This window comes from Yoonia maritima (assembly GCF_043641945.1).
Lineage (GTDB): Bacteria > Pseudomonadota > Alphaproteobacteria > Rhodobacterales > Rhodobacteraceae > Yoonia > Yoonia maritima_B.
Map to the genome: position 1 here is coordinate 13,910 of NZ_JBHZRX010000007.1, position 19,261 is coordinate 33,170.

General features: G+C 54.5%; 18 protein-coding genes. 10 read left to right on the forward strand and 8 right to left on the reverse strand.

Going from position 1 to position 19,261, the window contains the following annotated elements:
- Window positions 1-37: 37 nt before the first annotated feature.
- From ACHUEV_RS14560 to ACHUEV_RS14575, 4 genes are read right to left on the reverse strand one after another with little or no spacing between them, the layout of a single operon-like run.
- Entirely contained in the window at window positions 38-1,069 is a 1,032-nt protein-coding gene (locus ACHUEV_RS14560) for a TRAP transporter substrate-binding protein (protein ID WP_394181109.1), read from the reverse strand.
- Window positions 1,070-1,118: 49 nt separating this feature from the next.
- A complete protein-coding gene (locus ACHUEV_RS14565; protein WP_394181111.1) occupies window positions 1,119-2,447 on the reverse strand; it encodes a TRAP transporter large permease in 1,329 nt (442 codons plus the stop codon).
- Complete coding sequence (locus tag ACHUEV_RS14570; RefSeq protein WP_394181113.1) at window positions 2,447-3,016, reverse strand: TRAP transporter small permease subunit; 570 nt, start codon at window positions 3,014-3,016, stop codon at window positions 2,447-2,449. The genes ACHUEV_RS14565 and ACHUEV_RS14570 overlap by 1 nt, the downstream gene beginning before the upstream one ends.
- Window positions 3,004-3,774, reverse strand: coding sequence for an N-formylglutamate amidohydrolase (locus ACHUEV_RS14575; RefSeq protein ID WP_394181115.1), 771 nt, complete (start codon window positions 3,772-3,774; stop codon window positions 3,004-3,006). The genes ACHUEV_RS14570 and ACHUEV_RS14575 overlap by 13 nt, the downstream gene beginning before the upstream one ends.
- Window positions 3,775-3,889: 115 nt before the next feature.
- Here ACHUEV_RS14575 and ACHUEV_RS14580 point away from each other — a divergent pair, with 115 nt between their 5' ends.
- The 7 genes from ACHUEV_RS14580 to ACHUEV_RS14610 all read left to right on the forward strand — a co-directional run bounded on the left by ACHUEV_RS14580 (window position 3,890) and on the right by ACHUEV_RS14610 (window position 12,148).
- On the forward strand, window positions 3,890-4,762 hold the full coding sequence (locus tag ACHUEV_RS14580; protein WP_394181117.1) for a MurR/RpiR family transcriptional regulator: 873 nt from the start codon (window positions 3,890-3,892) through the stop codon (window positions 4,760-4,762).
- Between the two features lie 152 nt (window positions 4,763-4,914).
- Window positions 4,915-5,982: a LacI family DNA-binding transcriptional regulator gene (locus ACHUEV_RS14585; RefSeq protein ID WP_394181119.1), complete on the forward strand. Its 1,068-nt coding sequence runs from the start codon at window positions 4,915-4,917 to the stop codon at window positions 5,980-5,982.
- A gap of 21 nt (window positions 5,983-6,003) precedes the next feature.
- Window positions 6,004-7,356: an ABC transporter substrate-binding protein gene (locus ACHUEV_RS14590; RefSeq protein ID WP_394181121.1), complete on the forward strand. Its 1,353-nt coding sequence runs from the start codon at window positions 6,004-6,006 to the stop codon at window positions 7,354-7,356.
- Window positions 7,357-7,420: 64 nt separating this feature from the next.
- Window positions 7,421-8,665, forward strand: coding sequence for a carbohydrate ABC transporter permease (locus tag ACHUEV_RS14595; RefSeq protein ID WP_394181123.1), 1,245 nt, complete (start codon window positions 7,421-7,423; stop codon window positions 8,663-8,665).
- On the forward strand, window positions 8,662-9,870 hold the full coding sequence (locus ACHUEV_RS14600; RefSeq protein WP_394181125.1) for a carbohydrate ABC transporter permease: 1,209 nt from the start codon (window positions 8,662-8,664) through the stop codon (window positions 9,868-9,870). The genes ACHUEV_RS14595 and ACHUEV_RS14600 overlap by 4 nt, the downstream gene beginning before the upstream one ends.
- Before the next feature lie 4 nt (window positions 9,871-9,874).
- Entirely contained in the window at window positions 9,875-11,131 is a 1,257-nt protein-coding gene (locus ACHUEV_RS14605; protein ID WP_394181127.1) for an MGH1-like glycoside hydrolase domain-containing protein, read from the forward strand.
- Window positions 11,132-12,148 (forward strand): ABC transporter ATP-binding protein, encoded by a 1,017-nt coding sequence (locus tag ACHUEV_RS14610; RefSeq protein ID WP_394181129.1) that lies wholly within the window; start codon window positions 11,132-11,134, stop codon window positions 12,146-12,148.
- On the opposite strand, the gene ACHUEV_RS14615 is transcribed toward ACHUEV_RS14610, so the two are convergent.
- From ACHUEV_RS14615 to ACHUEV_RS14625, 3 genes are read right to left on the reverse strand one after another with little or no spacing between them, the layout of a single operon-like run.
- Complete coding sequence (locus ACHUEV_RS14615) at window positions 12,145-13,203, reverse strand: ABC transporter substrate-binding protein (protein ID WP_394181131.1); 1,059 nt, start codon at window positions 13,201-13,203, stop codon at window positions 12,145-12,147. The genes ACHUEV_RS14610 and ACHUEV_RS14615 overlap by 4 nt on opposite strands.
- Entirely contained in the window at window positions 13,200-14,639 is a 1,440-nt protein-coding gene (locus tag ACHUEV_RS14620) for a sensor histidine kinase (protein ID WP_394181133.1), read from the reverse strand. Before ACHUEV_RS14620 ends, ACHUEV_RS14615 begins: the two co-directional genes overlap by 4 nt.
- Window positions 14,587-15,258, reverse strand: a complete 672-nt coding sequence (locus tag ACHUEV_RS14625) for a response regulator transcription factor (protein WP_394181135.1) — start codon at window positions 15,256-15,258, stop codon at window positions 14,587-14,589. Before ACHUEV_RS14625 ends, ACHUEV_RS14620 begins: the two co-directional genes overlap by 53 nt.
- A gap of 190 nt (window positions 15,259-15,448) precedes the next feature.
- On the opposite strand from ACHUEV_RS14625, the gene ACHUEV_RS14630 reads away from it, so the two are divergent.
- The 3 genes from ACHUEV_RS14630 to ACHUEV_RS14640 all read left to right on the forward strand — a co-directional run bounded on the left by ACHUEV_RS14630 (window position 15,449) and on the right by ACHUEV_RS14640 (window position 18,505).
- A complete protein-coding gene (locus ACHUEV_RS14630) occupies window positions 15,449-16,438 on the forward strand; it encodes a Bug family tripartite tricarboxylate transporter substrate binding protein (protein WP_394181137.1) in 990 nt (329 codons plus the stop codon).
- Between the two features lie 84 nt (window positions 16,439-16,522).
- Window positions 16,523-16,954: a tripartite tricarboxylate transporter TctB family protein gene (locus ACHUEV_RS14635; RefSeq protein ID WP_106358851.1), complete on the forward strand. Its 432-nt coding sequence runs from the start codon at window positions 16,523-16,525 to the stop codon at window positions 16,952-16,954.
- Between the two features lie 12 nt (window positions 16,955-16,966).
- Window positions 16,967-18,505 (forward strand): tripartite tricarboxylate transporter permease, encoded by a 1,539-nt coding sequence (locus ACHUEV_RS14640; protein WP_394181139.1) that lies wholly within the window; start codon window positions 16,967-16,969, stop codon window positions 18,503-18,505.
- Window positions 18,506-18,543: 38 nt separating this feature from the next.
- Here the strand turns inward: ACHUEV_RS14640 and ACHUEV_RS14645 are convergent, their stop codons facing one another.
- Window positions 18,544-19,260 (reverse strand): hypothetical protein, encoded by a 717-nt coding sequence (locus ACHUEV_RS14645; RefSeq protein ID WP_394181141.1) that lies wholly within the window; start codon window positions 19,258-19,260, stop codon window positions 18,544-18,546.
- Between the last annotated feature and the right edge of the window lies 1 nt (window position 19,261).

Genomic DNA, 19,261 nt, shown 5'->3' on the forward strand with positions numbered 1-19,261 from the left:
GCCGCTAAGTTAGTTTAGGATGTTGTCAACAATCAGCTTAGCCGTAGCGGTAAGGACGTCCAGCTTTCTGCATATCGGCGTTATACTTCTTAAAGATATCGACCACGCGGCGTTTCACGTCGCTTTCTGCTGCGATTTCTTCCCAGAATTCTTGTGCTTTGGCTTCGACCGTTGCCCATTCTTCGTCTGGGATTGTGGTCAGTTCCATCTTGGTGCCATTGACGCGCAGGTTTGCTTCGCCACCCCAGTACCACCACTGACGATAGTAATGTGATTGGTCACAGCAAACGCGGAACAGCGTTTGCAGGTCTTCGGGCAATTCGTTCCAACGATCCATGTTGGCAAAGAACGACCCAGCCCAAGCACCAGAGATGTTGTTGGTCAGGAAGTAGTTGGTCACGTCTGCCCAACCAACGGTGTAATCCTCGGTGATGCCTGACCACGCGATGCCATCAAGTTCGCCAGTCTGCACCGCGACTTCGATATCTTCCCAAGGCAGGTTCACTGGAACAACCCCAAACTGGGACATAAAGCGGCCGGCTGTTGGGAAGGTAAAGATGCGCTTGCCTTCAAGATCAGCAAGGCTGCGGATCGGGTCTTTGGTGGCAAAGTGGCAAGGATCCCAAGAACCGGCACTGATGTGTTTCACGCCGACGGCGGAATACTCTTCGTCCCAAATTTCGTTCAGGCCGTATTGGTTGAACAGCACAGGCACGTCCAAAGAATAGCGTGAACCAAACGGGAAGTAGCCGCCGAAAACCGTGACCTCGGTCGGGGACGCCATTGAATCGTCGTCAGATTGTACCGCGTCAATTGTGCCGCGCTGCATGGCTTGGAACAATTCACCAGTTGGGACCAGCTGATCTGCATAGAACAGTTCAATCTGCATACGGTCGCCAGCGATCTGGTTGAACATCTTAATCGCAGGATCAATCACGTGCTCGGCCAATGCGGCACCAGCATAGGTCTGCATCCGCCATTTAATTGTGCTTTGGGCAAGCGCGGGCGTCGCCAGCGCTGCGGGGGCGGCGATAGCGGCCCCTTGGATAAACTTACGTCTCGTTGTCATTATATTGTCTCCTAGGTTGGGAAAAATGGCCCACTTTGCGGGGCTCTTATTAAGGTTGGTTGTAAATGTAGTCTGGCAGCCAAGTCGCAAGGCCGGGGAAAACCATCACAAGGATCAAGGCAAAGACCATGACCGCAACGAATGGGGTAATTGAAGAATAGATATCGCGCAGCGAGATTTCAGGCGGAGCCATCGCCCGCATCAAGAACAGGTTATAACCGAACGGCGGCGTCATATAAGCGATCTGAGTCGTGATTGTATAAAGGATACCGTACCAAATCAGATCAAAGCCTAGTTCACCAACCAGCGGTACGTAAAGCGGGGCGACTATGACCAGCATCGCAGTGTCATCTAGGAACGTGCCCATCAGGATAAAGCTAAGCTGCATCAAGATCAGGATCGTCCAAGGCGACAGGTTTAGCTTTTCGGTGAATAGGCTCTCAATCGCTTTGACCGCGCCCAGCCCGTCAAACACCGCCCCGAACGCCAGCGCCGCCAGAATGATCCACATGAACATGCAGGTGATGCCCAGCGTATTGCGGACCGAGTTTTCGAATACTTCGCGGGTCATTCGCCCTTTGATGACGGCAGCAACAAAGGCGGCGATTGCCCCAATGGCAGAGCTTTCGACAAGCGATGTCCAGCCGCGCACGAAAGGGATCATCATCACGGCAAAGATGATAAGTGGAAGCAGCCCAGCGCGTAGCAGGCGCATCTTTTCTGCGCGTGGTATATCGCGTTCCTCAGCTGGCAGGACTGGCCCCAGATTGGGGTTCATCCGACAACGGATCACGATATAGGCGATGAATAGTCCTGCCATCATCAGGCCCGGTACGATCCCGGCAAGCCAAAGCTGGCTAACTGGCTGCCGCGCGATCATTGCGTAAAGAACAAGCACGACAGACGGCGGTACTAAAATGCCTAACGATGAGCCGGCTTGGATCACCCCAGTGACCATGCGTTTGTCATAGCCGCGTTTTAACAGCTCGGGCAGTGCAATGGTTGACCCAATCGCCATGCCTGCCACGGACAGCCCGTTCATCGCAGAAATAAGCACCATCAGCCCGATGGTCCCAATGGCCAGACCACCCCGCAGGCCCCCCATCCAGACATGAAACATCTTGTATAGATCATCTGCGATTTTGGATTCTGACAGCACGTAACCCATGAAGATGAACATCGGCAGGGTCAGAAGCGGATACCACTTCATTAGCTTCATCGCGGCAGAGAACCCGATGTCAAATCCGCCCTTGTCACCCCAAAGCAGCAAGGCGGCGACGACAGCAACAAAGCCGATCGCACCAAACACGCGCTGCCCTGTTAGCAGCATCAGCATCATGGTGGAAAACATTAAGGTGGCGATTAATTCGTAAGACATCAGATGGTTTCGCCCTTAATGCGCAGCACGTCTTTGCAAAGTTCAGATGTGCACTGCAGCAGCATCAAGAATAGCCCCGTAACCATGACCGCTTTGATTGGCCAAAGGTATGGACGCCACGCGGTCGATGCGCGCTCCATCCTGCCGATTTCTTCGGAACCTGTGATGAGACCACCAAAGAACGAAAACGGTTCAGTTCCCCAGTATCCCAATGAATAAGCGGTGGAGCTAACTGCGCCATAAAGCAGGACGCAAAGGTAGAAGATCAATAGAAGCACGGTGAACACATCAAACCACGCCTTTTTTTCGACCGACCATTCACCGTAAAGCAGGTCCATCCGCACGTTAGACCCAAGCTGGATCGAATATGGGCCACCGAGGATATAGTAGCCAACCATCACAAATTGCGCCATTTCCAGCGTCCAAAGCGATGGCACAAAGAAGGCTTTGCTGATCGACGACCACAGCAAAATGCCCATGAGCACAAAGATGCCGTACATGATGACCCGGCCAACGCGGTGGTTCACCGCATCCACGGCGCGGATATATCCGGTCATCATTTTACGCATTGGACTGCTCCTTTTGCGCCAGATTTTTTCGCTGCCTCAGCAACCCAAGCGGCGATCACATCGCCCATCGCATTCTGTTGCTCTTCGGTCTGGATCAGGTCGTTTCGAATTTCGAGCATGACGTTCAGATGTTCGCCCGGCAAGGCATGTTCGCGCAGCGTATGGGTCACACCGTTTTCTGGGCCATATGGTTCGTTTCGTAGAACGAGGGCATCTGTATGCTGCACCGCCGTATCCAGCATGGCATTCGCGAGACGAGTGTCGACGTCGTGCAGTACCCCAATTTCGACTGCGCGAGATTTACCATGGTACACTGGCGTAAAGCTATGGATGGTCACGATGATAGGGGCGGTCGCGCTGCTGACGTGCGCTGCAACGGCAGACCTAAATGGTTCATAGTAGGTTTGCGCGCGCTGCTCGCGGTCAGTCTGGGTAAGTCCGGCGTTTCCCGGAACATCGATGACTTCGCTTCGGGCGGGCATGGCGTCCGGCGCGCTGGGCGGACGATTGCAGTCATAGACAAGGCGAGAAATGGTGCTTGCGATCAGTGTCGCATCCAGCTTTTGCGACATGCGCATTGCGACGCCCAATGCACCGGGGTCCCATGCGGCGTGGCTTTGGCGTTGGTCTGCCGCTAAGCCAAGATGGTCCAAGGCGTCAGGAATAAACCATGATGCATGCTCGCATACCAACAACGCAGCGGATCCCCCTGTGGGATTCACAATTTGTACTGTGTCGCTTGGCTGGTTTTGTGTCATATGCTCTCCGATAGGAATAAACTGCTTGCTTGCCACGCGGCCTGTCAACAGAATTCTGGTATTTTTATAACAAGGCTAATGGCTTTGTTATTTTTTTAATCAAACGGGGGCGCAAATGTCTGACGAGGATCTTACAATTGCTGATCGCATTCACAATAAGTTGGATGACCTGACCCGTGCCGAACGCCAGCTCGCGCATTCCATCCTCGAAAACTACCCCGCTTCTGGGCTGGGGCCGCTGACAGCTTTGGCCAAAGGCGCGAATGTTTCTGTGCCTACCGTCGCGCGGATGGTGCAAAAACTAGGGTTTAACGGATACCCTGAATTTCAGGCATCGCTGCGCGAAGAGCTCAAAGCCAAGGTGCAAAGCCCGATCACTAAGCACGATAATTGGGCTGAAGGTGCACCATCGGGCCACGTTCTGAACCAGTTTACTGACGCTGTGATCGGCAATATTCGTCATACGCTTGGGCAGATTGCACCGGAAAAATTTGATCAAGCGTGCGCCATGGTCGCTGATCAATCCAAGTCGCTGTATATTGTTGGCGGGCGCGTTACCCACACGCTCGCCGAGTATCTATTCCTGCATATGCAGATCATTCGCCCATCAGTGACGCATATTCAGTCGACGTCGAATTCATGGCCGCACTACCTGTTGGACGTTTCCGAGGGCGACGTTTTCGTGATTTTCGACGTCCGTCGATACGAAAACAACACGCTGAAACTGGCCGAGATGGCGCATGCGCGTGGCGCTAGAATTATCCTATTCACTGACCAGTGGCGGTCACCTGTTCACCAACTTGCTGAGATCAGTTTTAGCAGCCGGATCGTTGTTCCCTCTGCATGGGATTCGGCAGCGACAACCATGTTGCTGATCGAAACGATGATTGCGGCCGTTCAAAACACCGACTGGGAAAACATCAAGGACCGTATGGAAGGGCTTGAAGAGATGTTTGATCAGACCAAGCTGTTCCGCAAGTTCACCTAGTCCAAACCCCTTATTTTATGAAATATGACGGCATAACTTCAGGTATTGCCGTCTCTTGATGCTGCGCCGCAGCACCTATTCCCATCGATAACCTGATAAATCCCTTGCCGAAACCGGTTTCGGAGCGAACTATGATTCGAGGGGGACGAATTTTGAATATTGGATTTCAGAACAACGGCGTTGGTCGTGCGGGTAAGCGCGTGACAATTGCAGATGTGTCAGACGCGTTGGGTTTGACGAAATCAACCGTTTCACGCGCGTTGAACCAATACCCCGACATTTCGGAAACCACACGAAAGCGGGTGCAGGCGATGGCCGAAAAAATGGGCTATCGTCCATTAAGCCACGCGCAAGCCATCCGGACTGGATTGGTGAAATCGCTGGGCCTGGTCATTCAAATGGCAGACCACGACGCGCAGCGCCCATTCTTGGCCGAGTTTCTGGCGGGGCTGTCTGAAGGGGCAAGCGCAGAGGGTTTCACGCTTACCATTGCGACGTCGAACAGCCCCAAAGGCACAATCGACACGTTCCGTGGGATGGTCAGCAATCACAAAGCTGACGGGTTCATTCTCCAGCGCACGATGGTCGATGATCCGCGGATCAAGCTGCTGCGGGAAGGTGGGGTACCGTTTGTTCTGTTCGGACGTGTGGAAGATGCAGAGGGCTGCGCATCTTTCGACATTCTTGGTGAAGTCGCGATGCGCGAAGCGGTGCAGCATCTTGTCTCTTTAGGCCATCGCAAGATTGGGTTCATCAATGGCGGTTCGCAATACACCTATGCCCCACTACGAGAGGCCGGATTCTTGCGCGGAATGCATGATGCCGGATTGTCTGTGGATCCCGCACATGTTGCCCGTGACGCGGTAACGATCACGAGCGGTGAAAAAGCTGCATCGGCCATTCTGTCGTCACCAACACCACCGACTGCGATTATTTGTGCCGTCGATACGGCCGCATTGGGTGTCTACCGCGCAGCTAAGGCGTTGGGCCTGACAATTGGCCAAGATATTTCGGTGGTTGGCTATGACGGCGTGCCAGAAGGCGCGCATGTCACCCCACCGCTATCGACCTTCGCAGTCAACTTCAAAGAGGCGGGCCAGCGTCTAAGCGATCTATTGATCCGCAATATCCGGGGACAAAACCCTAGTGAATTGCAGGAAACGGCTGTGCCGCGCTTTTTGAACCGCGGATCGACCGGGCCAGTGCCCGGGCAGCAATAAGAATTTTTAAGGGAGGAAGCTATGAAACTAACACATAAATCAAAATTGTTGATGGGGGCGGCCATTGTGCTGGTCCTGACTGCGTCAGGTGCCAGCGCCGATACACTGCGGTTTTGGACGACCGAAGAACAGCCAGAGCGCCTAGCGCGCCAAGAACAGATGGCCGCCGATTTCGCGGCTGTGTCTGGTCACACCGTCGAGGTAATTCCAGTTACCGAAAGTGACCTTGGTACACGCGCAACCGCCGCTTATGCGGCCGGTGATCTGCCCGATGTGATTTATCACCCGCTGCAATATGCGCTACCATGGGCCGAGGCGGGGATCTTGGATACGGATGCTGCCACTGACGTCATCGAGACCCTTGGCGGCGACACATTCGCACCGGGCGCTTTGGAAATGGCGGCTAGCAATGGTGGTTATGCGTCTGTGCCTGTCGATGGTTGGACGCAAATGATCGTCTATCGTGCCGACAAATTCGAAGAAGTGGGCCTTAAGCCACCAACATCGTACGCCAACGTGTTGGCAGCGGTTGAAGCGCTGCATAATCCACCTGAAATGTACGGGTTCGTCGCGGCAACAAAGGTCGATGAAAACTTCATGAGCCAAGTTTTGGAGCATGTGTTCCTAGCAAATGGCGTTTCCCCAGTTGGTCCTGATGGGGTCGGACCACTGGATGAGGCGGCAACGATTGAAGTGCTAGAGTTCTACAAGGCCATCGCAGAGGCGTCGCCTCCGGGTGATTTGTATTGGGATCAGTCGCGGTCACTGTATTTCTCGGGGAATGCAGCGATGATCATTTGGTCACCGTTCATTTTGGATGAATTGGCAGGCTTGCGTGACAGTGCGCCGCCCACAATCAACGACGATCCAACCAGCTCTGCTCTGGCGGCAGCAACCGGTATCGTGACGACGTTCTCTGGCCCCTCTAACCCGGACGGCGCAGCATGGGGTGATATCCGTTATTTCGGTATCACGTCTGATGCTTCGACTGACGCGGCAATGGAATTCGTCGAATATTCGATGAACGAGGGCTACGGTCAGACACTTGCCATCGCGCCAGAGGGTAAATTCCCTGTGCGTCGCGGGACAGCCGACAACCCGACTGAGTTCAGCGATCTTTGGGCAACCTTGGATGTCGGCGTGGACCGCAAGGCGCCGCTGGGTGACTTGTACGATCCGGCAATGATCGAAGAAATCGTTGGTGGTTTGGATGTCGCACAGCGCTGGGGCGTTGCGGATGGTCAGCTGGCGACAGCATCAAAGATCATCAATAGCCAAGTGATCAACCGTTTGGTGCGTGAATACATCGACGGCGAACGCGATGCCGCGGCAACAGTGGCAGCACTGAACGAAGCCATCGCAGGCGTCGAGTAACAAGTAGCGCAAGGCGGCGTGACCTGCGCCGCCTTGCCTAAGGCTAATTTCGGAGCTTCACCCAATGTCAGACGTTTCACCACCCAAAGGCTCTGGTCCGCTCGCGCGGTTAGAGGCGCGTTTGGCTTGGGGGTTGCTAGTGCCCACGATTGCGGCAGTCGCTTTGGTGGTGATCCTTCCGTTGCTTGCGATCTTTTGGATCAGCATTAAGCCCGTATCGCTGTCCGATCTGCGCGCCCCAGAGGTGGTCATCCGTGAAGATATCCGTGGCGACTATGAAGCCGTCGGTGACGAAGCCGCGATCAGATACCGGCTACGCAATTCATCCCAAGACCAACCCATACGTGGCGTGACGATAACAGACACTATTCCTCAGGGTTTAGTGGTCTTTGACCTCGACACGCGTTGTGCGTTGGATGGTCGGGAATTGTTTTGCGACTTTGGTGATTGGGACGGCGGATTTCGTGAAACGCTCATGATCCCTGTCATGGTCGAACAGGCCTATTTAGACACTAATATGCGCCCGCAAGACACTGATGCGACGGTCACTGGCCGCGCTTCTAGCGTGCTGACTAATGCGACCTTTACCTTTGACAATTTCAAACGCGTTTTTGACGGCGATGAATTCTGGTCGGTTCTGTGGGTTACACTGTTTTACACTGTGTTCGGGACGATTGGTGCGCTGCTGTTTGGGTTGTTCGCAGCGATGCTGCTGAACAAATCGTTCAAAGGACAGGGTGTTTTACGTGGGCTATATCTGTTTCCGTACGTGTCGCCTGTCATTGCTGTGGCCTTTGCTTGGATACTGCTGTTCGACCCGTTTTCAGGGTCTGCGAATGCGCTTTTGATCCAAATGGGCGTCACGCAAGAGGCGATCAACTTTTTCGGCCAGCGGCCATTGGCATTGATCATGGTGACTCTGTTTGAAATCTGGCGTTATTTTCCGCTGTCATTCCTGTTCATCCTTGCGCGGATGCAGTCAATCGATAGCGACATGTACGAGGCCGCCGATATGGATGGTGCGTCACCGTTCCAGCAATTTTGGTACCTTAGCGTGCCGCAGTTGTTGGGTATTCTTTCCGTTCTTTTCCTGCTGCGCTTCATTTGGACGTTCAACAAATTCGACGACATTTTCCTGCTAACGGGCGGGAATGCAGGTACGCGAACGCTGACGGTGAATGTCTATGAACAGGCATTTGCAGTGTCTAACATTGGGGCAGGGGCTGCAGTTGCCGTCGTGATCTTTGGCTGTTTGCTGTTATTCTCGTTCTTCTTCTTCCGGTTCATCAGTCAGGAGGAAGGGCTATGAAGCAACTACGCTTTGGATATGTCACAGCACCGGTTTTAGGGGGCTTGTGGACATTCGTGATTGCCCTGACCGTCGCCATCGCGATGAGCTTTGCAACCGGTTCGGCCTTTCGCCCTTCGGGATTAGGTGCATTGATTTGGGGCGCTGGGCTGGGGCTGGCGTGTCTGCCGGGGCCAGTATGGAAACCCGTTGCCGCAGGTATCATCGTCACGATTGCGGCCCTGTTCGGTTTTGGTCCCATTGCCATCGGGAACGGCGTGTCAGGTTTTTCGAGCCTGCTGGGTGCCGCCGGAACAGCCGGGTTCGCCGCGTTTGGGCTATGGATCATGCTGGACGAGGTCGCATTCGGCCCGATCAATCGGCACGTGTTTGAGGCTGCGATCATCAAGTTTCTGACCGGATTTGGCTATATTTTCTTTACCGCCATCGTGCTGATCCCGTTCTACGTAATGGTGCTGACCAGTCTCAAAAACCAAGCCGAGCTCATCCAAAATCCGCTAGATTTTTCAGTGGACCTTTCAAAGGGATGGGATCTGCTTCGGTCGTATGACGAACTGTTCATGCAGTTCAATTTTGGCACTTACCTCGTAAACTCTTTCGTTATTTCGCTGCTGACTGTCCTGATTACATTGCTGTTTGCAGTTCCGGGTGCCTATGCTGTTGCGCGGCTACGGTTTCGTGGGCGTGCCGCGTTTTCTCGGTCGATTTTGCTGATCTATATGGTGCCGATGATTGTGCTGGCGCTGCCAATCTACATCGCGTTTTCCATGCTTGGGCTGCGTAACAGCCTTGGCGGGATTATCATGATCTATCCGGTCACGACGATCCCCGTCGCGCTTTATATGTTGCAAGGCTATTTCCGCGGACTGCCCGCCGAGATCGAAGAGGCAGGTCTGATGGACGGGCTAAGTCGGCTAAAGGTGATCTGGAAGATCACGCTTCCGCTGTCGCTGCCTGCCATGGCTTCGGTTTCGCTTTATGTTTTCATGATCGCTTGGAATGAATTCCTGCTTGCGTTCATGCTGCTGGATGATCCGTCAAAATTCACGCTGACACGTGGGATCGCCAGTCTCAACTCTTCTGAAATTCCGCGCCAACACCTGATGGCAGGCTCTGTGATCGCGACTGTGCCGATCATGGTTCTGTTCTTGGGGTTGGAGCGTTTCATGACAAAAGGACTGACCGCCGGGTCGGTCAAAGGATAACAAGATGAATTACGATAAACTTGATAAACGGGCGCGAAAAATTCTGCAGGTCAATGACCGGGGACTTTATACAGTGCCTACCAAAGGGCTTTACCCATATCAGTGGAACTGGGACAGCGCGTTTTGCGCTTGGGGCATTGCGACATATGACGTGCGGCGTGCTTGGGCAGAGTTAGAGACGCTTTTTACAGGTCAGTGGGACAATGGGATGGTGCCGCACATCGTCTTTCATAAGCAGGCGATTGGCTATTTTCCCGGACCCGATGTTTGGGATGTTCCGCGTGTGCCGCATACATCTGGCATCACCCAACCGCCTATTGCGGCCACGATGGCGCGCAGTGTCTACGAAGAAGACAAACACTATGGCCGGGTACATATGGAACTGCTGTATGGGCGGTTGGTATCTTGGCATCGCTGGTTCGTGAAATATCGCATGCATGACGGTATGGTTGTTATCACCCACCCGTGGGAGTCCGGCCGTGATAATGCTGTCGATTGGGATGGCGCGATGGCCAACGTTGATGGGTCAAACGTGGGTGAATACACCCGCCGGGACACGGCACATATCGACCCTGAAATGCGCCCCAAAAAAGAAGACTATGACCGCTATCTTGCGATGCTGTATTTCTCGCGGGATTGTGGCTGGGACGAGGTCGAGATCGCGAAGAACTCTCCGCTACGGGTCGCTGATGTCGGTATGACATTCCTGTTTTTGCGCGCTTGTCGCGACTTGTTGCATCTCGCGTTGGAACTGGACCACAAGACCGACGAAATCCAAGGCTGGATCAGCACCCTAAAACAAGGCGTCGAGCGGCATTGGAATGCCGAGCGCGGCCATTACGATAGTATCGATATTCGTACCGGAAAATTCGCGAATTCCCTAAGTTCAGGGTCGTTTTTATGCTGGTTTGCCGGGGTCGAGCATCCTGAGATGCTGACGCACTACGAACGTATCATGGCTGAAGTTCCATTTGGTGTGCCTTCCAATGACCCAGCTGCCGATACATTTAACCCAAAACGGTATTGGCGGGGGCCGACATGGTCGAACGTGAACGCTTTGATCGCTATTGGATTGGCGGAAATGCAGCACGTCACCAAGGCCGAAGAGCTGCGTAAGTCGACACAAAAACTAATCGCTGAGCACGGGTTCTATGAATATTTTGACCCTTACAAAGGGTCACCCGAGGGTGGTGACAACTTTAGCTGGACCGCCGCAATCTGGCTGACTTGGGCATCCCCTCATGCAAAGGGGAGGTTCTAAATGGGCTCTATTGCGCTAAAATCGGTCGAAAAGTGGTTCGGCAATGTGCAGGTGATCAAAGGCATTAACCTTGAGATCGCAGAGGGCGAATTTATCATTTTTGTTGGCCCGTCTGGCTGCGGAAAATCCACATTGCTGCGCATGATTGCAGGGTTAGAGGAAACCAGTCGCGGCCAAATCATGATCGATGACCGCGACGCTACGGCTGAACCCCCGGCCAAGCGTGGCCTTGCAATGGTTTTCCAGTCATACGCGCTCTATCCGCATATGTCGGTCCGCGACAATGTTGGTTTTCCGTTGAAATCGGCTGGGATGCCAACCGACGAAGTGGCGGCAAAAGTGGATGAAGCCGCTCGGGTCTTGAAGCTAGATGCCTATATGGATCGTCGGCCCAAAGACCTGTCCGGTGGTCAGCGCCAGCGCGTCGCGATTGGTCGTTCTATCGTGCGCGATCCGACGGCGTTCTTGTTTGATGAACCGCTCTCGAACCTTGACGCCGCTCTGCGGGTCGAGATGCGTTATGAAATTGCCAAACTGCACCAGACCCTTAAATCCACGATGATCTATGTCACCCACGATCAGGTCGAAGCAATGACGCTTGCCGACCGGATCGTCGTACTGGATGGCGGTCGCATTGCGCAGGTCGGCACCCCGCGCGAGCTATACGAAAAGCCAGCAAACCTGTTTGTTGCGCAGTTTATCGGGTCACCCAAGATGAACGTGATGCCTGCCGGGACAGCGACTGGGGTAGCGATGCCAGACGGAACCACACACATCGGGCTGCGTCCTGAACATGCGGTGTTGGGGGCGCCCGGATCGGGCCAATTAGAAGGCAGGGTGGATGTCCTTGAATATCTAGGCGCTGACACGTTTGTTGTACTTGATTGCGCAGCGGCGGGTCAGGTTACCGTCCGCGTGCTGGGTGATAGCGACCTATCACCGGGTGACAATATTAGCGTGCAGTTTGACCCCGCACGCACGCATTTCTTTGGTTCCGATGGCCTCGCCCTAATCTAGGGGGCGGATAGAAACCCGCCAGCGGGCAATGCCCCGAATGTGGAACGCCACTGCCCTACAAACCGGGAACGCCGGTGTTGGTCCATCGCGACCAATAGCTTGGGGTCGATGGCAATGGCGCGCTGGGCGCTTTCGGATAGCAATGTCGCATCATCATCGCGGCGCTGCACAAGGTTCCCTGCGGCTAGGATATCTTGTCCTTCATCCGATAAAAGGAAATCCAGCAGGATCGCGGCGGCTTGTTTGTTCGTCGCCGTTTTCGGGATCATATAGGCGCGCGAAAGCAGTAATGTGTAATCTTCGGGATGGATTACACCGATGTTTTGACGCGGAACTGAGCTAACGTAAGATCCCAATACGTTATAGGCGATCAGGTATTCCCCTTCGGCGACGCCATCAATGATTTCCGCTGAACAACAGGTCGCGACAGCGTCGGTCCTCGCGAAACCTTCGAGAAGGCCACCGAAGGTCGTGGCTTCGAGGCTGTCCATAAAGGCAAACAGGAACCCCAACCCCGACGCCTCGACATCATAAGTTGCGATCTTTCCGCGGTAAGGCGATTCCGCGCGGCGCATAAGGTCCAGAAGGGCGAAACGTGTGTGGGGGGCATCCTCAGCTGGGACCAATGCCGTGTTGTAGATGATGACTGCGGGTTCAAGTGTGATGCCCCAAAGTTCATTGCGCCAAACACGGGTGGGGGGCAGGTCACGCGTGGTGTCTGATGCGTATGGGTTTGCACAGGCGCGATTTACAAGATCGACCATCTGGTGCACCCCCGACGAAAACACAGCGTCGGCCGCTGGGATTTCTCCATCGCAGGCCGCGCGGCTATTGGCATAGAGCGCGTTCGACCCCCATTGTTCATAAGTGATCGAAATTTCGGGGTGAATGGCAACAAAGGCATTAAGTGCGGGGGTCAGAATGCCAATGTCGGTCGTTGACCGGACGATGATGTCTGTGGGCTGAACAGCGTCGTCTGATGCAAAGCGCGCCACGGCCTCTTGGGCGATGGCGGGACCAGACAGGATCAACAGGTAAAGGAGATAGCGGATCATTTGTCGGCCTCTGTCTGGGTGGGCAGGGTAAGCGTCACGCGAAACCCTGTGTCTGTCTTGCCCATCGTGACCTTGCCGCCAAAGGCTTCGGCCACCGCATGTAGGATCGAAAGCCCCAGCCCCGCGCTGTTCCCTTGAGATGCTGCAGATCGTTCAAATCTACCACCGATACGCGACAGCACATCTTGCGGAGGGCCGTCGCCTGCGTCTTCGACCCATAGTTCCGACTGTATTGGGCTGGTAGTTACCCCGATGCGAATGGGGGCTTTGCCGTGCTGCAATGCGTTGGTCAGCATGTTCTTTCCGGCCTCCGTGACCGAGACCTCATCCGCCATAACGATCACGGGGGTGTCCGTAATGATCAGGTCAACCTCGACGCCGGGGGCGAGAAGTTCGGGGTCGCAATCATCCAACACCTGCAGCGCAATATCGCGCAGATCGACAGGTTCGGGTGGCGCGTTGTCGGTGCGGTGAATAACCAATGCGCGGGACAGCATTTGATCTAATAGATTTCCCAAAGACCGGGTGCGCCGCAGTAGCCGCTCCAACCGTTGTGGCTGATGTTCGGTATCATCTTCAAGCGCCAATTCGGCCTGCGCGCGGATCGCGGCAACCGGGGTGCGCAACTGGTGCGCTGTGTCTGAAATCAGGTGTTTCATCGCGCCAATTTGTCGGTCGAGCCGCTGCATAAAGCGGTTCATCGCATCGGTCATCACGGCAACTTCGGCTGGGCCGTCGGCCTGCATTGGGGTTAGGTCATAGGGATCACGTGCTAGCAGTTCGCTGGCCATCCGATCAAGCGGACGCATGGCAGAACGGATAACCAAATAGGCGCTTAAGATCAGGGCGATACCGGCAAGACCGGTAATGACTAACGCGCCCTTCGTCAGGTCAAGTGCCATTGCATTACGGGCGCGCAGGGTTTGTCCGACAGTTACTGATACGGTCCCAGAATAATCCCGCTCTGAAAACCTACGGACGACTGTGACAAAGCGGCTTGGCTCGCCTTGGAGCGTGCTATCAAAATAGAACGCGTCGGATCGCCGTGCCGATCCTTCGGGGGGAAGTGCGGTTTCATACCCTGTCAAAAGCGCGCCATCAGGGCCGCGAACCGCGTAAGAAATACGGTCATCTAACGCCAGCGATAACAGACCAAAAGCAGACACCGGAATGTCAGCCACAGCGGCACCGTCGATGATATTGATCGATTCCGCGATATCATTTGCCGCCCCGATAAGAAGCCTGTCATAGGATTGTCGGGCGGCGTTTTTCCCATATGCGAATGACGCCAGAGATACGATGCAGCCGCCAACGGCGAGCAGTGATAATACCCCGATGATCACGCGCGACAGAAGCGACCGCTGCGCCAGTCTTATTGGTCGATCAGCCGCAGGCATGGATGCGATACCCCAAGCCACGCTGGGTTTCGATAGCAACGCCAGATCCGTTCAGCTTTTTGCGCAAGCGGGCGATGTAAAGTTCGATGGCGTTTAATCCAACATCGATATCGTCAAATGCAAACAGGCCGTCATAAAGCCGTTGTTTGCCCAAAACCTGCCCTTGATTACGCAGCAATAGACCCAGCAACATCGCTTCGCGGCGGGTTAAATCGACAGGGGTTTCATTCAACGTGGCGGCCAATGTCGCAGGCGAAAACGAAAGCGCTCCAAGCTGCACTTGATCCGATTTCTGGTCTGCCTCACGTCGGATTAGGGCGCGCAATCGGGCTTCTAACTCGCGCTGATCAAACGGTTTTACAAGATAATCGTCGGCACCAAGATCAAGCGCAGAAACACGATCATCGACCGAAAATAGTGCGGTCAGCATCAGAACCGGGGTGCGGTCGTTTTTCTGACGCAGGGATTGCAGTAATTCGGTCCCGTTTCTGTCGGGCAAATTGATATCAAGCACGATCGCGTCATAGCTTTGTACCGCTAAGAAATCCTCGGCCATGGAATAAGTTTCGGCGAGATCGCAGGCCATCCCTGACTTCCCAAGCCGGATCGCGACGGCCTCGGCCATGTCGGTCGCATCCTCGACAATTAAAACGCGCATTCGTGTACTTTCCCCCTCAGGGCGGCGATGAACGCGACACATTTTGCAATGCGTGACAGGTTCATGACAGCTTGGCCCTCTATCCATTATTCATAGACATTCGCGAGGAGACTGCAAATGCAGTGCGAATGGCTATGGCACCGGGCGGCCTTACAGCCCGGGTGATATATATGTGTGGAGGAGTTATCACATGATTTTCAAGGCAACCCGTATTGCTGTAGCAACAGCGATTTTTGGTGCGTCCGCGTTGGCCGTATCAGCACAGGGCTATACCCCAGAAAACCCAGAGTGCGTCGCACCTGCAAACCCCGGTGGCGGTTGGGACTTTACTTGCCGTCAGGTTGGGCGTTCACTGCAAGAACAAGGTCTGCTTGATCAAACCATGCAGGTTGTGAACCTTGCTGGCGGCGGCGGCGGTGTTGCATTTGCTGAAGTTGTCAACAAGCGTACCGATGACAACGACCTGATCGTTGCAGCATCTGCAGCAACTGCAACACGTTTGGCGCAGGGCGCATACCCCGGCAACACAATGGACCAAGTTCGTTGGTTGGCAACAATCGGCGCTGACTACGGCGTGATTGCGGTTGCAGCCGACAGCGAAATCGCTGACCTGCCAGCGCTGCTGGACCTGATCAAAAACGATCCAACATCGATTTCTGTTGCTGGCGGTTCTGCCGTTGGTGGTTGGGATCACCTGAAGGTGCTGATCGCGGCTGATGCTTACGGCGTCGATGACGTGCGTACCGTGAAATACATTGCGTTTGATGGCGGTGGCGAAGCCGTAACACAGCTGCTGGCTGGTTCGGTTCAGGCATTCACTGGTGATATCTCCGAAGCTAAAGGTTTCGTAGACAGCGGTGACATCCGTGTTCTTGCGATCCTGTCACCAGAGCGTCTGGACGGCGAATTCGCTGACTTCCCAACTGCGCTTGAGCAAGGCGTCGACGCAATCGGTGCAAACTGGCGCGGCTTCTACGCACCCGGCGACATGTCTGACGAGGCATATGACGCATGGGTTTCAAAGATTGCTGACCTCTACGCATCTGACGAATGGAAAGACATCATGGCGTCCAACGGTCTTGCGCCACTGGACCTGCAAGGTGCTGCGTTCGAAGAATTCGTTTCGGGTTCTGTCGCACAAATCCAGCAGATCTCTAAGGACATCGGGATCATTAAGTAACGGCCACTCATGACCGTTCTTCCCCCGGGGGCGCTGTAACGGGCGCCCCCAACTATTTCATACTTGCCGCTACAGGAGATCCCAATGAGTGATCGTATCTTTGGCGTTGTCGGTATCCTTCTTGCTGTTAGCTTTGCGTTTGCTGCGCTGGCGATCGAAGAAAGTTTCCTGTCTGACGCTGTTGGCCCTAAGGCCTTTCCCCTAATTGTTGCCGCGGTCCTTGGGATCAGTTCCCTTGTTATCGCTTTGAAACCGGACGCTGCGCCCGAATGGCCAAGCCTTGATCGGCTGGTCGAAATCGGTGCCGCCGCTGTTGTGATGGTTCTTTATGCTGAACTGCTGCCAGTGATCGGCTTTGTCATCGCGACCGCACTTGCCGCCACCTATCTGACTTGGCGTTTGGGTTCGGGCCCTATCGCATCTGTTGTGACCGGGTTGGGCACGTCAGTTGGCATCTACGTTGTATTTCACCTTGTGCTTGGGCTTTCGCTCGCACGTGGTCCTCTTGGCTTTTAACGGAGACTGAAAATGGAAACTTTTGCGTCTCTTGCCGATGGTTTTGCCATCGCGCTGACGTGGCAGAACCTTCTGCTTGCGCTACTTGGGTGCTTTTTGGGCACGATCATGGGCGCGCTGCCGGGGCTTGGCCCGTCAAATGGTGTGGCGATCCTGATCCCACTTGCGTTCACGCTTGGCCTTGGTGCTACGCCTTCGCTGATCTTGCTGACCTCGGTTTATTACGGGGCGATGTATGGTGGGCGGATTTCATCAATCTTGCTGAATATTCCCGGTGATGAACCTGCGATGATGACCTGTCTTGATGGTTATCCCATGGCACAAAAAGGCATGGCCGGTCAGGCGCTGTCTTTGTCTGGTATCGCATCTTTTGTCGGTGCGTTCTTTGCGACTTGGGGGCTGATCTTTCTTGCACCTCAGCTGGTGAAAATCGCGCTTTTGTTTGGTCCTGCTGAATATTTCGCGTTGTTTGCGCTGGCGTTTATGACGCTAGGCGGTGTGTCATCAACGAACCAAGCAAAGTCAGCATTCGCTGCGGCACTGGGCCTTGGGCTTGCGATGATCGGCGTGGATACACAAACGGGCGTCCCACGTTTCACATTCGGCGAAGTCCATCTTTATGACGGTCTGGATTTCCTTGTGGCGATCGTTGGGCTGTTTGCCTTGTCCGAGGTGTTTATCTTTCTTGAAAAACGCCACGGCGAAGCCGATGCGGATAAGACAAAGGTCAAAGTGGGTCGTTTGACGCCGCCACTGTCGATGCTCAAGGAAACTGCGCCAACGATGCTGCGTAGCACCGGTTTGGGCTTCTTGGCTGGCGTTCTGCCGGGGGCAGGGGCGTCGCTCGGGTCGTTCATTTCCTATTCTATGGAAAAGCGCCTAGTCGACAAAGACAAGACATTCGGCACGGGTGATCCACGCGGTGTTGCTGCACCAGAGGCAGGTAACAACGCTGCTGCCGGTGGTGCATTGGTGCCAATGCTGGCGCTGGGTGTGCCGGGTTCTGGTACGACGGCGGTGTTGCTGGCGGTTCTACTGTCATTGAACATCACGCCCGGTCCGCTGTTGTTCAGCCAAAACCCTGATGTCGTTTGGGGCCTTATTGCAGCGCTGTTCATTGCTAACTTTATGCTTCTTGCGATGAACATCCCAATGGTTGGCCTGTTCACCCGTGTGCTGATGGTGCCGCCGCGCATCCTGATGCCTGTGGTCGCGATGGTCAGCTTTGTCGGAATCTACGGTATCTCTGGTTCGTCATTTGACCTGTTGGTGATGGTCGGTTTCGGCATCATGGGCTGGGTCCTGCGCAAACTGGACGTGCCGCTGGTGCCGATCATCTTGGGTACGCTGTTGGGCAACACGATGGAAAACAACCTGCGCCGTGCGATCACCATCTCAAACGGAGACTGGATGACACTGATCGACAGCCCGCTGTCCATCGTCTTGTGGATCATCGCAATCATCGGGTTCATCCTGCCGCTGATCATCGGACGCAAAGTGAAAGCCCAAATGCACGCCAAGCGCGACGAAGAAGGCGCGATTTCGGATTAAGAAAACTGGAGAGCAGGCGCATTAGTGTCTGCCCTCTCTTATTTCGGGCGGTGCAGTTTTAGTTCTTCTTTGAGTGCCAAACGAAATGCACGTGGGCGTCCTGCGATAGCGAAATGTGTCGCCATTTTCATCAACCCTTGAGATTTTAAGCGTCGCCCTACGCCGTGTCCGGCTTTTCCAACAAGGAAGTGATAGATGTTATCCCCTTTGGGAAATCGGGACCAATGTGGTCGTTCTAGGTCACTACCGCCATGCAGGATGAAATACATGCAATTAGTATCGATCGTGTCCGCGAGAGGTGGACAAGTGAACGCGGTTATATTGTCGCGATATTCACGCCAGCGCGTTTCTTCGGGAACAACGGTAGGGTCTGCGGAATATTGGCCGGAAATGGACAGACAGCGCGTCGCTCCTAAGGCACCAGCAAACAATACTGCACCATTGCCACCCATAGAGTTTCCAAAAGTTATGGTTTCGGTGATGCCATGCTCTGCCCGATAGCGATCCACGACACTGACTATCTCGTTAAAGATACCGGGATCATTGTACCAACTGCGTAAAGTGTCCGCGATGAACAGCGCGTGATTGCGGCCACCTTGCGATCCATAGCCGACGAATTCTTCGTCTTGTTCGCGCGTGTCCAGTTTTCCAATGCCCGTAAATGAAACGATAAGGCGCGGTTCACGGCCAGTAAGGAAAGTTGCCTTCACGCGTTCCGACGCATGAAAGAGTGATGGCATGAGGCGATCTGCCACT